This window comes from Ideonella azotifigens, from assembly GCF_006519715.1.
Lineage (GTDB): Bacteria > Pseudomonadota > Gammaproteobacteria > Burkholderiales > Burkholderiaceae_C > Ideonella > Ideonella azotifigens.
On sequence record NZ_VIDT01000058.1, the window covers coordinates 1 to 15,506 of the forward strand.

The 15,506-nt window shown below is 61.5% G+C and carries 9 protein-coding genes, 2 tRNA genes and 3 rRNA genes; 6 read left to right on the plus strand and 8 right to left on the minus strand.

The features are described 5' to 3' along the window. Positions 1-77 precede the first annotated feature (77 nt). The 5 genes from FKP22_RS06245 to FKP22_RS06265 are packed head-to-tail and all read left to right on the plus strand — an operon-like array spanning position 78 to position 5,610. On the plus strand, positions 78-1,247 hold the full coding sequence (locus tag FKP22_RS06245) for a hypothetical protein (protein ID WP_170200776.1): 1,170 nt from the start codon (positions 78-80) through the stop codon (positions 1,245-1,247). Positions 1,248-1,261: 14 nt separating this feature from the next. Continuing rightward, on the plus strand, positions 1,262-2,716 hold the full coding sequence (locus tag FKP22_RS06250) for a cytochrome P450 (RefSeq protein ID WP_141286239.1): 1,455 nt from the start codon (positions 1,262-1,264) through the stop codon (positions 2,714-2,716). A gap of 4 nt (positions 2,717-2,720) precedes the next feature. Beyond that, positions 2,721-3,065 (plus strand): hypothetical protein, encoded by a 345-nt coding sequence (locus tag FKP22_RS06255; RefSeq protein WP_141286241.1) that lies wholly within the window; start codon positions 2,721-2,723, stop codon positions 3,063-3,065. Positions 3,066-3,073: 8 nt separating this feature from the next. Then, positions 3,074-4,333 (plus strand): hypothetical protein, encoded by a 1,260-nt coding sequence (locus FKP22_RS06260; protein ID WP_141286243.1) that lies wholly within the window; start codon positions 3,074-3,076, stop codon positions 4,331-4,333. Continuing rightward, positions 4,333-5,610 (plus strand): glycosyltransferase, encoded by a 1,278-nt coding sequence (locus FKP22_RS06265; protein WP_141286245.1) that lies wholly within the window; start codon positions 4,333-4,335, stop codon positions 5,608-5,610. Before FKP22_RS06260 ends, FKP22_RS06265 begins: the two co-directional genes overlap by 1 nt. A 150-nt stretch (positions 5,611-5,760) precedes the next feature. On the opposite strand, the gene rrf is transcribed toward FKP22_RS06265, so the two are convergent. From rrf to ptsP, 6 genes are all read right to left on the minus strand, one after another. Further along, positions 5,761-5,873 (minus strand): 5S ribosomal RNA (gene rrf / locus FKP22_RS06270). A 300-nt stretch (positions 5,874-6,173) separates the two neighbouring features. Then, positions 6,174-9,046 (minus strand): 23S ribosomal RNA (locus FKP22_RS06275). Between the two features lie 335 nt (positions 9,047-9,381). Next, positions 9,382-9,457 (minus strand) — tRNA-Ala (locus tag FKP22_RS06280). A 40-nt stretch (positions 9,458-9,497) separates the two neighbouring features. Further along, positions 9,498-9,574: transfer RNA gene (locus FKP22_RS06285), tRNA-Ile, on the minus strand. Positions 9,575-9,786: 212 nt separating this feature from the next. Next, positions 9,787-11,315: ribosomal RNA gene (locus FKP22_RS06290) — 16S ribosomal RNA — on the minus strand. The 16S, 23S and 5S rRNA genes sit together here with 2 tRNA genes alongside, the layout of an rRNA operon. 379 nt (positions 11,316-11,694) lie before the next feature. Then, positions 11,695-13,509, minus strand: coding sequence for a phosphoenolpyruvate--protein phosphotransferase (gene ptsP, locus FKP22_RS06300; RefSeq protein ID WP_141286247.1), 1,815 nt, complete (start codon positions 13,507-13,509; stop codon positions 11,695-11,697). 134 nt (positions 13,510-13,643) lie between these two features. On the opposite strand from ptsP, the gene FKP22_RS06305 reads away from it, so the two are divergent. After that, entirely contained in the window at positions 13,644-14,504 is an 861-nt protein-coding gene (locus FKP22_RS06305) for a GNAT family N-acetyltransferase (protein WP_141286249.1), read from the plus strand. A gap of 55 nt (positions 14,505-14,559) precedes the next feature. On the opposite strand, the gene FKP22_RS06310 is transcribed toward FKP22_RS06305, so the two are convergent. Further along, positions 14,560-14,829, minus strand: a complete 270-nt coding sequence (locus tag FKP22_RS06310; protein WP_141286251.1) for an HPr family phosphocarrier protein — start codon at positions 14,827-14,829, stop codon at positions 14,560-14,562. Continuing rightward, complete coding sequence (locus FKP22_RS06315) at positions 14,798-15,247, minus strand: PTS sugar transporter subunit IIA (RefSeq protein WP_141286253.1); 450 nt, start codon at positions 15,245-15,247, stop codon at positions 14,798-14,800. The genes FKP22_RS06310 and FKP22_RS06315 overlap by 32 nt, the downstream gene beginning before the upstream one ends. Positions 15,248-15,506: the final 259 nt, after the last annotated feature.

The following is a 15,506-nucleotide window of genomic DNA, read 5'->3' on the forward strand; positions in this document are numbered from 1 at the left end:
GCTGGATGACGGGCTGTTGACGCAGGTCAGCGAGACCTTGCGCTTGTCCGCTGCCCTGCCTGCCTGAGACGGGCCTCGTGGTCGTCGACAATGGCGGCATGTCCTTGCACCGGCAGGTCTTTTTCTTCGGCGGCTTCGATCCGCGCTCCCCGCGGCACTACCACCGGCTGTACCGCGCTGCGGTGCGCGAGCGCCAGCCCGAAGCCAGCGAGCAGGTGAAGGTCGGCCCGCGCCAGGAAGCCTCGGCGATTCGCGATGAATGGGACGTGCACTGGCAGGCGCCTGATGGGGAAACACGGCTGACCCGCTACGCGGTGATGCGCTGGGACGACATCGTGCTGCAGCACTGGCCGCGCCACCTGCGGCAGGCTTTGAAGGACCTGTATCAGCTGCATGTGCGTGCGCAGTTGCACGGCGTGTTGACCCGCGTGCGCCGGCATGCGCCGAACATGCGCCAGTTGGCGCAGATGCCGCTGTACGTGGCCAGCGGCACGGCAGTGGGCGTCGCGCTGGTCATGTCACTGCTGAGCTGGTTGACGCCGCTGCCGGCCTGGCTCGCCGCAGTGCTGGGCGTGGCGGCTTGGCTGCCGCTGTGGCGCACCGTCGAGAAACGCCTGGACGGCGAATGGCTGCTGCGCCTGTACGCCTTCGTCAACGCATTCGCCGAAGGCCGCGTGCCGGCGATGGAGGCGCGGCTGGATGCGCTGGCCGACGAGCTGGTGCAGCAAGCGCGGCAAAGCCGCGCGCGCGAGTTGCTGGTCGTTGGCCACAGCGTGGGCGCCATCATGGCGGTCAGCGTGCTGGCGCGGGCGGTCCAAAAAGCGCCGGAGCTGGGCGCGCCGGGTGGGCCGCAGATTGCGCTGCTGACGCTGGGCCACTGCACGCCGCTGATGGTCTGGCAGCTGCCGGCCGACAAATTCCGCGAGGAGCTGGTGCGGCTGCGTGCGCATGCGCCGCTGGTGTGGTGGGACTTCACCGCACCGGCTGACTGGGCTGCGATGGCCCAGATACCGCCTTGGATGGACGGCAATGGCGCCGCCGCGCAACTCGAAGCCCGTTCGCCGCGCTTTCACCAACAAATGTCGCCCGAAGCCTACGCGCAGCTCCGCCGCGACCGCCACCGTCTGCACATGCACTACCTGCACGCACCTGAGCGGGCGGGCGGCTACGATCCGGTGACGCTGACCGCCGGGCCGCTGACGCTGGCCGACCGGCAAGCCGCTTTGGCCAAGCCCCGCGCCTCCTGACCTCGCCGCTTTTGATGACCCATTTCCGCCCGCACTACCCACCACCTGCGCCCCGCAAACCGGGGCCGTGGCAGCTGTTTTTCCACAAGCGCCGCTCCTGGCTGGACGGGCTTTATGAGCGCAGCTACCGCATGAAGATGGGCGAGATCCACCTGCCGGGTGTGGACCTGTACATGGTCAACGAGCCGCCGCTGGTGCGCCAGGTCATGGTCGAGCAGGCGGCCGACTTCCCGAAGCACGAGATGCTGGGCGACGCGCTGCGGCCGCTGCTGGGCGACAGCATCTTCACGACCAATGGCGCGGTCTGGCAACGCCAGCGCGAACTGATGAACCCGTCCTTCGAGGCGGCGCGAGTCAAGCGCGTGTTCGGCCGCATGCGCGACGCGGCCGATGCGATGGTGCAGCGCTTGCGCGCGGTGCCCGAGGACAGCGAACACGACCTGGAAGTGGAGATGACGCACGTCGCGGCCGACATCATCCTGCGCACGATTCTTTCTCAGCCCCTGGACGGCGAGAGCGCCCACCGGGTCTTCGAAGCTTTCGAGCGCTACCAGGCGCTAGCCCCGAGACTGATGATGCCGGCGTTTTTCGGCCTGCGCTGGTTGCGGCCCTGGTGGCTGCAGCGCCAAAGTCACCGCGCAGCGGTAGAGATCCGCTCGCTGCTGGTCGGCATGATCCGTCCGCGCTACGACGCCTATCAAATGGCGCTGAAGGCCGGCGACGAGGCGGCCGCGCTGCCCGATGACGACATCCTTGCGACACTGCTGCGCGTTCGCGACGCGAAGACCGGTAAGGGCTTCGATTTCGACGAGTTGGTGAACCAGGTCGCCATGCTGTTCCTAGCGGGTCACGAAACCTCGGCCAGCGCGCTGTCCTGGTCGCTGCACCTGCTGGCGCACGCGCCGGAGGTGCAGCAGCGCATGCACGATGAGGCCGTCGCCGGTCTGGTGGGCGTGGAGACGCTGGACCACGACGAGGCGGCCGGCCGCGTCAAGGACATGGTGCTGGTGCGCAATGTGTTCCGCGAGACCTTGCGCCTGTTCCCACCGGTCGGCTTCTTTGCACGCCAGGCAGCGGTCGGCTGCACGATGCGTGACAAGCAGGTCAAGCCCGGCGCTTCGGTGGTCATCTCGCCCTGGCTGATCCAGCGCCACCGCGAGCTGTGGGCGGCGCCGGATGACTTCGATCCGGACCGCTACGAGCGCGAAGCCTCGGATGCGGAAGTCGCCGCTGGCTGTCCTCACGCCCGCGAATCCTTGCGCAAGGCCTACCTGCCGTTTGGCATGGGGCCGCGGGTCTGCATCGGCACGGCGTTTGCGCTGCAGGAGGCCTCGCTGATCCTGGCAATGCTGGCCCGTGAATTCCGTTTCGAGCCGGTGCCGGGCCACGTGCCCCAGCCAGTGGGCCGGCTGACGATCCGAGCCGACAATGGCATCCGGTTGAAGGTCCATCGGTGGCAGGCGGGATGAGGGCATGAAGGAGCGGCTGGCGGGTTTTGTGTTGATGACGGCGATCGTGCCGCTGGCGGTGTCCGGCTACCTGCTGCTGGTATGGGTCGGTTTTTTCGGCCGCACCGAGCGCGGCCGGGCCGGTGTGCGTGCGCTGGACCATTTCGTCAATGCCACGCTGTTCAATGGCTACGCCTGGGAGTCGGTCTCCTCGCATGCCTGGCGCATGCGGCACCGGCGGTGGGCGCGGCTGGTGATCTGGGTCACCGACAGTTTCCAGCGCGGCCACTGCCAGCGTGCCAACAAGCGTGAGCAACCCATCGTCGACCTGATGCTGGCCAAGGGCCTGCACAAGCAGACGATCTTCTGAGGCGGCGCGTGTCCACCCCGTCCTCTTCAGATGCAGAGGCCAACAGGCCGGTGCGACGTCGGCATGTGCTCTACCTGGGCGGCTTCGATCCGCAAGGCCCGGCGCACTACCACGCGATGTACCAGCGCGAAGCCGCCAAGCAGGCAGCGGTCAGCGGCTACACCTTGACCGTTGGGCCACGCCTGCGCGCGGGAGCGCATGCCGCGACCTGGGCGCTGTCCTGGCAGAACCCGGGCGGCGAAGTCTGCGAAACGGACTATGAATTCCTGCGCTGGGACGATTTCGTGCGCCAGCACTGGCCAAAGGGCCAGGCCAAGCTGATCGGCATGACGCTGCGGACCACCTGGCGAATGTTGGCCAACGGTTCACTGTGGCGCATGCTGCAGACCAGCTGGCCGGCCTTCCTGGCCATCAGCGCACCGGGGCTGATGATCGTCGGCGTGACGCTGGCGCTGCTGCTTCTCTTCCTGGCCGCCGTGGGCCTGGAAGCCGCCACCGCGAGCCTGTGGCCCGCGTTGGCCTTGCTGGTGTTCGGCCTGCCCAGCCTGTTCTTCGCCGCGCGCTGGCTGCAGGCGCGCACACAGATGGCCTGGCTGATGCGCAGCGCCACCGTAATCTTGCAACAAGCCTGCGGCCAGACGCCGGACCTGGAAGCCAGGTTGGACGAATTCGCCAGCCGGCTGCACCAAGTGCTCAGTCGGCCGGACTTGGACGAGGTGCTGGTCGTCGGACACAGCTCGGGCGCAATGCTGGCCGTCAGCGTGGTCGCGCGCGCCTTGCGCATGGCCGAAGCGACAGGACTGCCATCCTCGAGTCGCCTCAGCCTGTTGACGCTCGGCCAGTGCATGCCGGTGTTGAGCTACCAGCCAGAGGCGACGGCGTTCAGGGCCGAACTCAACACGCTGAGGCGGGCCCCCGAACTCTTTTGGCTGGACGTGACCGCCCCGCCGGATGGTTGCTGTTTTGCACTGCACGACCCGAGCGGCATCTGTCTCGATGGCCTGTCCACCGCGCCCGAGGGCGATCTGGGCGGCGCAAAGTGCGTGTCGCCGCGTTTTGCGCAACTGTTCAGCGCGGCCACCTATCGAGAGGTGAAACGCGACAAGTACCGCTGCCATTTCCAGTACCTGATGGCCGGCGAACGGGTTGGCTTTTACGACTTCTTTGCGATCACCGCCGGCGGGTCCGCGCTGGATCGGCGCTTTGAGGCGGCGCCCGCAGTGCAGGGCTTTCGCGATCTGCAGCGCTTTGGCAGCCCGGCGCGCTGATGCCCTCCGCCCGCCTGCGCTTCGCAATGGTCACGCTGGGCAGTGCAGGCGACCTGCACCCCTACCTGGCCATCGGCCGCACGCTGGCTGAACGAGGTCACGAAGTCCATCTGCTGAGCCAGGCCCCATACGAGCAAGCAGCACGCGCCGCGGGTCTGCAGTTCACCGCCGTCGTTGACGCAGCCGCGCACAACAAGACGCTGAATCATCCACGGCTGTGGCAACCGATCGCTGGCTTTGGCGTGCTGTGGCGGCATCTTTGCGTGCCGGCCATCGGCCCCACGATCGACGCATTGCGCGCGCTTGCAAACGGCAGCGCAGAACCGCTGCGCGTGCTGGCTTCACCACTGGCCGTCGGCGCCCGCCTTGCGCAAGACATCCTGCCTTTGCGCTTGTGGACGGGCTATACCGCGCCCAGCGCGCTGAGGAACGTCGAGGATCCGATGTTCATTGGTACATGGCAGGTGCCAAAGCTTGTGCCAGCCCCGGTGCGCCAATGGCTGTGGAAGGGCGTGGACCGCTGGAAGCTGGAGCCGATGGCACGTCCGGTGCTGACACGCTGGCAACAAACACTTGGCGCAAAACGGCTGCCAGGCAGCATATTCGGCGACTGGGTGCATTCACCAGGCGGCGGCTTGGCCTTGTACGACGCCAGCTTCGCTCGCGTGCCGGAACGCTGGGCGCGGCGCGGTGTGGTCAACAGCGGTTTCCCACTTTTTGAAGCGGACGATCAGGCCCTGCCGGTCGCTCTGTCCGAGTTCCTCGACGCCGGGCCCAAGCCCGTCGTGATCTTCGGTGGATCAGCCGGCAGCACCGACCATCTTGGCATGCTCGCCTTGCAGGCGGCCGAACAACTGGGATATCGCGCGGTTCTGATCCGATCCGAACAAGCCGGCCAACGGGATGAAGCGTCCAACTCCAAGAGCAGCAAAGTACACATCACCGGCCCCGTCAGTTTGATGCATCTGCTCCCGCGGGCAGCCGTCTGGATTCACCATGGTGGCATCGGTAGTTGTGCACAGGGACTGGCATCAAGCACACCACAGCTGGTGCTCGCTTCGGCCTATGACCAGCACGACAACGGGCAACGACTGGCGTTGATCAATGCCGGCGCATGGTTAGACAGTCAGGGCCTAGACATCCCCGTGATAAGCAAGACACTTGCTCGGGTGCTAAACCAAAAGTATTTGGGCAAGTCTAACAATCCGGCTCGGTCACTGCCCGGCCGTCCCAATCTCGCCAGCCAATTTGCCGCGGATCATCTATCGCACGAGTAAACGGAACCGAAATGTCACCCGCCATGAACAGCGTGACGTATGGCGCAGTCGTTCAAAATCAAAAAAACCCTCGGCACCGAAGTAGCGAGGGTTCGTTCTTCAGAGAAGAAACGCCCGGCAAAGACCGGGCGTTTTACTCTGGTATTAGTAGCCTGACGATGTCCTACTTTCACACGGGAATCCGCACTATCATCGGCGCAGAGGCGTTTCACTGTCCTGTTCGGGATGGGAAGGAGTGGGACCACCTCGCTATGGTCATCAGGCTTCAACTTGTTGCCGGCTCGGGTGCGCGGGTGAGCGCAGGGCCGAGAAGGCCAATTCAAAGAGTCGACAGACTCGACTGATCCATGTGCAGCATGCGCCGGGCACACTCACCGCCGGGCAACTTGGCCTGGCAGCACATGGATCAGTCGACTCATCAGCGTTGGCTCAACCACCTCCTGGCTGAACTTTTCAGATGATTGCGCTCACCGCATTCATGCACATGAACAACGGCAAACTATAAATACTCAACCCAATCCAAATTCGATCTCGATTCTACACCGAATCAACATCAAAGTTATAGGGTCAAGCCTCACGGGCAATTAGTACTGGTTAGCTTAACGCATTACTGCGCTTCCACACCCAGCCTATCAACGTCCTGGTCTCGAACGACCCTTCAGGGGGCTCAAGGCCCCGGCAAGACTCATCTTGAGACGAGTTTCCCGCTTAGATGCTTTCAGCGGTTATCTCTTCCGCACTTAGCTACTCGGCAATGCCATTGGCATGACAACCGATACACCAGCGGTGCGTCCACTCCGGTCCTCTCGTACTAGGAGCAGGCTCTCTCAATCTTGCAGCGCCCACGGAAGATAGGGACCAAACTGTCTCACGACGTTTTAAACCCAGCTCACGTACCTCTTTAAATGGCGAACAGCCATACCCTTGGGACCGGCTACAGCCCCAGGATGAGATGAGCCGACATCGAGGTGCCAAACACCGCCGTCGATATGAACTCTTGGGCGGTATCAGCCTGTTATCCCCAGAGTACCTTTTATCCGTTGAGCGATGGCCCTTCCATACAGAACCACCGGATCACTTTGTCCTACTTTCGTACCTGCTCGACTTGTCAGTCTCGCAGTCAAGCACGCTTATGCCAATGCACTATCACCACGATTTCCGACCGTGGCTAGCGTACCTTCGAACTCCTCCGTTACACTTTGGGAGGAGACCGCCCCAGTCAAACTGCCCACCATACACTGTCCCCAATCCCGATAAGGGACCAAGGTTAGAACCTCAAACACACCAGGGTGGTATTTCAACGTTGGCTCCATAGAAACTAGCGTCCCTACTTCAAAGCCTCCCACCTATCCTACACAGATCTGTTCAAAGTCCAATGTAAAGCTACAGTAAAGGTTCATGGGGTCTTTCCGTCTTTCCGCGGGGAGATTGCATCATCACAAACATTTCAACTTCGCTGAGTCTCTGGAGGAGACAGTGTGGCCATCGTTACGCCATTCGTGCAGGTCGGAACTTACCCGACAAGGAATTTCGCTACCTTAGGACCGTTATAGTTACGGCCGCCGTTTACTGGGACTTCGATCAAGAGCTTGCACCCCATCAATTAATCTTCCAGCACCGGGCAGGCGTCACACCCTATACGTCGACTTTCGTCTTTGCAGAGTGCTGTGTTTTTAATAAACAGTCGCAGCCACCGATTCTCTGCGGCCTTTATCGGCTCCCCAAGTCAATGGTTCACCTACCAAAGGCACACCTTCTTCCGAAGTTACGGTGTCAATTTGCCGAGTTCCTTCTCCAGAGTTCTCTCAAGCGCCTTAGAATACTCATCTCGCGCACCAGTGTCGGTTTGCGGTACGGTCGTCTATGGCTGAAGCTTAGTGGCTTTTCCTGGAAGCAGGGTATCACTCACTTCGTCTGCAAGCAGACTCGTTATCACCCCTCATCTAAGCCCGGCGGATTTGCCTACCAGGCATGACTACAGGCTTGAACCAACATATCCAACAGTTGGCTGAGCTAACCTTCTCCGTCCCCACATCGCACCATAGATCGGTACAGGAATATTGACCTGTTTCCCATCAGCTACGCATCTCTGCCTCGCCTTAGGGGCCGACTCACCCTACGCCGATGAACGTTGCGTAGGAAACCTTGCGCTTTCGGCGAGGGGGCTTTTCACCCCCTTTAACGCTACTCATGTCAGCATTCGCACTTCTGATACCTCCAGCAGGCTTCACAACCCACCTTCACAGGCTTACAGAACGCTCTCCTACCGCGCATATAAATATGCACCCGCAGCTTCGGTAACTGGCTTAGCCCCGTTACATCTTCCGCGCAGGACGACTCGATCAGTGAGCTATTACGCTTTCTTTAAATGATGGCTGCTTCTAAGCCAACATCCTGACTGTTTTAGCCTTCCCACTTCGTTTCCCACTTAGCCAATTTTGGGGACCTTAGCTGGCGGTCTGGGTTGTTTCCCTCTTGAGTCCGGACGTTAGCACCCGGTGCTCTGTCTCCCAAGCTGTACTCATCGGTATTCGGAGTTTGCATAGGTTTGGTAAGTCGCCATGACCCCCTAGCCTAAACAGTGCTCTACCCCCGATGGTAATACTTGAGGCACTACCTAAATAGTTTTCGGAGAGAACCAGCTATCTCCAGGTTTGTTTAGCCTTTCACCCCTATCCACAGCTCATCCGCTAGTTTTGCAACACTAGTCGGTTCGGACCTCCAGTGCGTGTTACCGCACCTTCATCCTGGCCATGGATAGATCACCTGGTTTCGGGTCTACACCCAGCGACTAGACGCCCTATTCGGACTCGGTTTCCCTTCGCCTTCCCTACTCGGTTAAGCTTGCCACTGAATGTAAGTCGCTGACCCATTATACAAAAGGTACGCCGTCACCTTGCGGCTCCGACTTTTTGTATGCATGCGGTTTCAGGATCTATTTCACTCCCCTCCCGGGGTTCTTTTCGCCTTTCCCTCACGGTACTTGTTCACTATCGGTCGATTACGAGTATTTAGCCTTGGAGGATGGTCCCCCCATCTTCAGACAGGATTTCACGTGTCCCGCCCTACTTGTCGTGCACCTAGTTCCACATTCGACTTTTCTCATACGGGGCTATCACCCACTATGGCCGGACTTTCCATTCCGTTTTGATAAGAAGAATGCTAAAGAGCACTGGCTGTTCCGATTTCGCTCGCCACTACTTTCGGAATCTCGGTTGATGTCTTTTCCTCGAGCTACTGAGATGTTTCAGTTCACCCGGTTCGCCTCGCATGACTATGTATTCATCATGCGATACCCCTAAGGGTGGGTTTCCCCATTCGGAAATCTCCGGATCAAAGCTAATTTGCCAGCTCCCCGAAGCTTATCGCAGGCTATCACGTCCTTCGTCGCCTGTAATCGCCAAGGCATCCACCACATGCACTTAGTCACTTGACCCTATAACTTTGATGTCAATGCTTCAGACATCGATCAAGGACTGGTCCCAATCGCTCAACGCTAGAGCGATCGGTTTTTGAGTATTCACGTTATGCCGTTCTTCATGTCTCTTTTAAAAGAGTTGAAGTTTGGTGACGCAATCATCTAATGTCATCGACGGCACGGTGCGATTCAGGCTTTACCCCTGAGCCGCTTTCCGTCGACAACGCTGATTTTCGACTCTTTGAATTGTTAAAGAACAACAGCCTTCTTTCGAAGACAAACCCAAGATCCCAGCAGAATCTTGGGTTTGTACCCGACGCAGAAGTGAGAACAGATGGCATTGGCCGTCACGATGGTGGAGGATGACGGGATCGAACCGACGACCCCCTGCTTGCAAAGCAGGTGCTCTCCCAGCTGAGCTAATCCCCCGTCTATCTCTGAACCGGACGACACCGTCGCCTCGAATGGTTGGTGGGTCTGGTTGGATTCGAACCAACGACCCCCGCCTTATCAAGACGGTGCTCTAACCGACTGAGCTACAGACCCACGCATTCTTTGGAACGCATGGCTCCTGGCACAGGCTCACTTGGCTTCGAGGCCAATTGACGCTCTGCCCAAGCTCACACATTCACCATGTTCATCACTGTTGTGTGTTTCACAGCCGATAAGTGTGGGCGCAAGAATCAAGCACCATATGACTTCTACTCTTCGCTTCACATCGCTTGCGCAACATGAATCGCTTTCGAAGTATTTTCCAGAAAGGAGGTGATCCAGCCGCACCTTCCGATACGGCTACCTTGTTACGACTTCACCCCAGTCACGAACCCTGCCGTGGTAATCGCCCTCCTTGCGGTTAGGCTAACTACTTCTGGCAGAACCCGCTCCCATGGTGTGACGGGCGGTGTGTACAAGACCCGGGAACGTATTCACCGCGGCAAGCTGATCCGCGATTACTAGCGATTCCGACTTCACGCAGTCGAGTTGCAGACTGCGATCCGGACTACGACCGGTTTTCTGGGATTGGCTCCCCCTCGCGGGTTGGCAGCCCTCTGTACCGGCCATTGTATGACGTGTGTAGCCCTACCCATAAGGGCCATGAGGACCTGACGTCATCCCCACCTTCCTCCGGTTTGTCACCGGCAGTCTCATTAGAGTGCCCTTTCGTAGCAACTAATGACAAGGGTTGCGCTCGTTGCGGGACTTAACCCAACATCTCACGACACGAGCTGACGACGGCCATGCAGCACCTGTGTTCTGGCTCTCTTTCGAGCACTCCCAAATCTCTTCAGGATTCCAGACATGTCAAGGGTAGGTAAGGTTTTTCGCGTTGCATCGAATTAAACCACATCATCCACCGCTTGTGCGGGTCCCCGTCAATTCCTTTGAGTTTCAACCTTGCGGCCGTACTCCCCAGGCGGTCAACTTCACGCGTTAGCTTCGTTACTGAGAAGGAACCTTCCCAACAACCAGTTGACATCGTTTAGGGCGTGGACTACCAGGGTATCTAATCCTGTTTGCTCCCCACGCTTTCGTGCATGAGCGTCAGTGCAGGCCCAGGGGATTGCCTTCGCCATCGGTGTTCCTCCGCATATCTACGCATTTCACTGCTACACGCGGAATTCCATCCCCCTCTGCCGCACTCAAGCTATACAGTCACAAAGGCAGTTCCCAGGTTGAGCCCGGGGATTTCACCTCTGTCTTATATAACCGCCTGCGCACGCTTTACGCCCAGTAATTCCGATTAACGCTCGCACCCTACGTATTACCGCGGCTGCTGGCACGTAGTTAGCCGGTGCTTATTCTTCAGGTACCGTCATCCTCCCGAGGTGTTAACCCAGAAGATTTCTTCCCTGACAAAAGCGGTTTACAACCCGAAGGCCTTCTTCCCGCACGCGGCATGGCTGGATCAGACTTGCGTCCATTGTCCAAAATTCCCCACTGCTGCCTCCCGTAGGAGTCTGGGCCGTGTCTCAGTCCCAGTGTGGCTGGTCGTCCTCTCAGACCAGCTACAGATCGTCGCCTTGGTAGGCCTTTACCCCACCAACTAGCTAATCTGACATCGGCCGCTCCAATAGCGAGAGGTCTTGCGATCCCCCCCTTTCACCCGTAGGTCGTATGCGGTATTAATCCGGCTTTCGCCGGGCTATCCCCCACTACTGGGCACGTTCCGATGCTTTACTCACCCGTTCGCCACTCGTCGCCAGGTTGCCCCGCGTTACCGTTCGACTTGCATGTGTAAGGCATGCCGCCAGCGTTCAATCTGAGCCAGGATCAAACTCTTGAGTTCGATCTTGAATTTGCTCAAAGAATTGAAGTGAACTTCACTTCCATGAGCGTTTAAAGTCCAAGAGACTTGGTACCTTGCGGCACCAGCACTCGACTCAAACGCCCACGCTTATCGGCTGTTACTTGTTAAAGAGCTATGATCTTGCGATCAATTCGCTGCGTTTGCTTTGTTTGCGTTAGCAGCGAAGAGGCGAGATTTTGTACTCTGTTGAATTCGCCGTCAAGGCTTATTCTTCATTTTCTTTTTCGATTCAAGTTTTGCGCCCTGAGGCAAACAAAACTCACCGGACCAAAATCCGTCGAAATCTCAAACCTCTTCACTGCAAATCAAAACATCAAACTCACCGAAGTCAGTCATCAGTTGTGAGCAGCGAAGCCCTCTACTGTAGCACCGTTCTGGAACTGACCGCAAGCCTTTCCGCACCAGATTTGGAAGAAGTTCGCATCGCGGCTTCACACGCCTGCTGCGGCTGGTCGGCATCCAGCACCGCGGGCAGGGCCAGCTGCAGCGTCCGCGCATCCGCGCGCAGCACGCGCTGCTTGATGCTGCTGATCTGCGCCGGATGCATCGAGAAGCTGCGCAGCCCCATGGCGAGCAGCAATTCGGTGAAGGCGGGGTCGCCCGCCATCTCGCCGCACACGCTGACCCCCTTGCCCATCGCATTGGCTTGGGCAATGGTCTGCGCGATCAAGCGCAGCACCGCCGGGTGCCAAGGGTCATAGAGGTGGGCGACCGCCTCGTCGGCGCGGTCAATGGCCAGCGTGTACTGAATCAGGTCATTGGTGCCGATGGACACAAAGTCGAAGGTGCGAAGCAGGCTGGGAAGGATCAGCACGGCTGCCGGCACTTCCACCATCGCACCCAGCGTCACCTCGCCAATCGCCTGGCCCCGGGCGGTCACTTCCTCGCGCGCCCTGTCCATCCACTGCTTGACCGACTGCACCTCGGACAGGTGCGCGACCATCGGGATCAAGATGCGCACCGGACCAAATGCGCTGGCTCGCAGGATGGCCCGCAACTGCTCGGAAAACATGTCCGGCTCGGACAGGCTCCAGCGGATCGCCCGCAGCCCCAGCGCCGGATTCAGCATGTGGTCGTGCCGCGGCTCCTGCGAGGACGCCCGGTCCAGCGGCTTGTCCGCTCCCACGTCCACCGTGCGAATCGTCACCGGCATGCCACCCATCGCCAGCACCACGGCGCGGTAGGCCTCGAACTGCTCGTCCTCGTCCGGCAGGCGCCCGGCGCGGTTCATGAACAGGAACTCGCTGCGGAACAGGCCCACGCCAACCGCGCCAGCTTCCAGCGCCGCGGATGCATCCCGTGGCAGCTCGATGTTGGCCAAGAGCTCCACCGTCTGCCCGTCCAGCGTGACGGCCGGCGTATGGCGCAGCCGGCTCAACCGCGCCCGCTCCAGTTCGACCTGACGCTGGCGGAAGCGGTACTCCTCCAGCACCATCGGCGGCGGGTTGACGATCAGGATGCCGGCGTCGCCGTCAATGATCACCCAGTCATCCTGCCGCACGATGCGGCTGGCCTCGCGCGCGCCGACCACCGCCGGGATGTCCATGCTGCGCGCGACGATGGCCGTGTGCGAGGTGCGCCCGCCCACGTCGGTGACAAAGCCGGTGAACACGCTGCGCTTGAACTGCAGCATGTCGGCCGGCGCAATGTCGTTGGCCACCAGCACCAGCGGATCTTCACCAGCGAAGTCGCGCGCGCCGGCATTGGCCAGCGCCCCCGGCGACAGCCCGGTGCCGCGGGTCAGCGCCTTCAGCAGCCGCTCACCCACCTGCTCCACGTCCGCCTTGCGCTCGCGCAGGTAGTCGTCTTCCATTTCGTCGAACTGCCGCGTCAGCACTTCCAGCTGGGCCGACAGCGCCCATTCGGCGTTGTAGTGCCGGGTGGCAATCCAGGGCTGGGCAGACTCCACCAGCATCGGGTCCTGCAGCATCATCAAGTGCACATCCAGCAGCGCCACAAGCTCGGCGTGCGCCTCCTCGGGCACCTCCTGCTTGAGGGCCATCAGCTCGGCCGACACCTCGGTGCGCGCATCGCGCAAGCGTTCGTACTCGCGCTCGGCATCGGCCGGGTCGATGAAGTAATGGGCCACGTCGACCCGACTGGATGCCACCAGCACGGCGCGCCCGATGGCGACACCGCGAGACACTGGCAGACCAAAAACCTGGATGCTCATGCGGACCAATGTAGCAGCCAGCCGCCTCCGGCGCAGTGAGGGAAAACGGGGCGTCATCGACCGGTCATGCATGCGTCATGCGCGGGTCATCGCCTCTGGCGAGCATCACCCCCATGACCACGGAGATGCCCCCGATGAGAGAGCTGCCGACCCCCACCTTCCCGCTGATCGGCATGCTGCCGCTGCGCGCCCGCCGGACCGCCACGCCTGTCGCCCAGCCCGCCGTGGCCATGGCGCCGCCAGCGGCAATGGCGGACACGCCGTACACCGTCAGCTGGGCCCGCAATCAGGACGAAGTGCGCGAGGCCCAGCGCCTGCGCCACCACGTCTTCGCCGAGGAAATGGGCGCCCGCCTGCAACCACCGGCCGGCACGCCCGCCGGGCTGGACGTGGACCTGTTTGATGACTTCTGCGAGCACCTGCTGGTGCGCAGCCTGCCAGAAGGCGACCAGCCCGGCCAGGTGGTTGGCACTTACCGGGTGCTGACGCCAGGCGCCGCGCGGCGCGCCGGTGGCTACTACAGCGACACCGAGTTCGACCTGACACGCCTGCGCCCACTGCGCGAGCGCATGGCCGAACTGGGCCGTTCCTGCGTGCATGCGGACCACCGTGCCGGCGGCGTGATCCTGGCGCTTTGGGGCGCACTCGCCGCCTTCATGGACCGCAACGGCCTGGACACCATGGTCGGCTGCGCCAGCATCAGCATGCGCGACGGCGGCCACACCGCTGCCAGCCTGTGGAACCGCCTGAGCCAGACCCACCTCGTGGGGCTGGAGCACCAGGTGCGCCCGCGCCTGGCCTTGCCGGTGCAGGAGCTGAACCGTGCGCTGGAGGTGGAAGCGCCGGCCCTGATCAAAGGCTACCTGCGCTGCGGCGCCAAAGTGCTGGGTGCACCGGCCTGGGACCCGGATTTCAACACCGCCGACCTGCCCATGCTGATGCGCCTGCAGGACCTGCCCAGCCGCTACCGCCGCCACTTCCTCGGCTCGATCTGAAGCCAAGCTGGCAAGCTTGGATGGCAACAGCCGGCCGTGAGGGCCAGCTTTTGCCCTATTGACCTTCGCCGAACTTGTCGGCGATCAGCGCAGCAATGGCAAGCGAGGCCGCCTGCTCGTCAGCGCCCTCGGTTTCGAGCTCCACCTCTGCGCCCAGCCCGGCGGCCAGCATCATCACGCCCATGATGCTCTTGGCATTGACGCGCCGGCCATTGCGGCTCATGAACACCTCGCATTGAAAGCCACTGGCCAGCTTGGTCAGCTTGGCCGAGGCGCGGGCATGCAGGCCCAGCTTATTGCTGATGGTGAGCGTGGTCTTGATCATGCAGTCGTGAAGATTGGGTCTGGTTCTGGGGTCGCTGCGCGGCCACCTGCATCACGCCCTGGGTGCCGCCCGCCACCGCGCGGGTGACCAGCGAATCCACCGGCTCGCGCAGGTAACTCAAGGCGCGCCACATCATCGGCACGTTGACACCGGTGACCAAGCGAACCTCGTTGCCGTCGGCAAGGCGCTGCGCCACGTTGCAAGGCGTGGCGCCAAAAACATCGGTCAGGATCAGCGCTTGCGGATCTCGCACGCTGGCCAGCGCCTCGCGGGCCGCCTGCTCGACCCGTTCGACGGGCCAATCCGGCGGCACGTCCAGCGCCGCCAGCCCGGTCAGGCCGTCGGGATAGACATGCGCGGCCACACCATACAACGCCGACGCCAGCGGCGCATGGGCAATGATCAGGAGACCGGGCATGAGGTGATCCAAAGCAACTGAAACAGCGCCCGGCACCGGACGCGACACCCGGCAACACCCGACCGGCTGGACCAGGCGCCTGCCGCGCAGAGGCGGCCATTATCAACAAAGCGCCCGCACCTGCCCTGCCCCGCGCATCGGTGCGGTCTTTTGCGGCCAGCGGGCTCAAGGCGCAAAGCGCAAGCCCTCCCAGAAAACCTGCGTGGCCTCGGCCGACAGTGGCCCGCGCGCCAGCACCGTGGCCTGCACCACCCAGGTC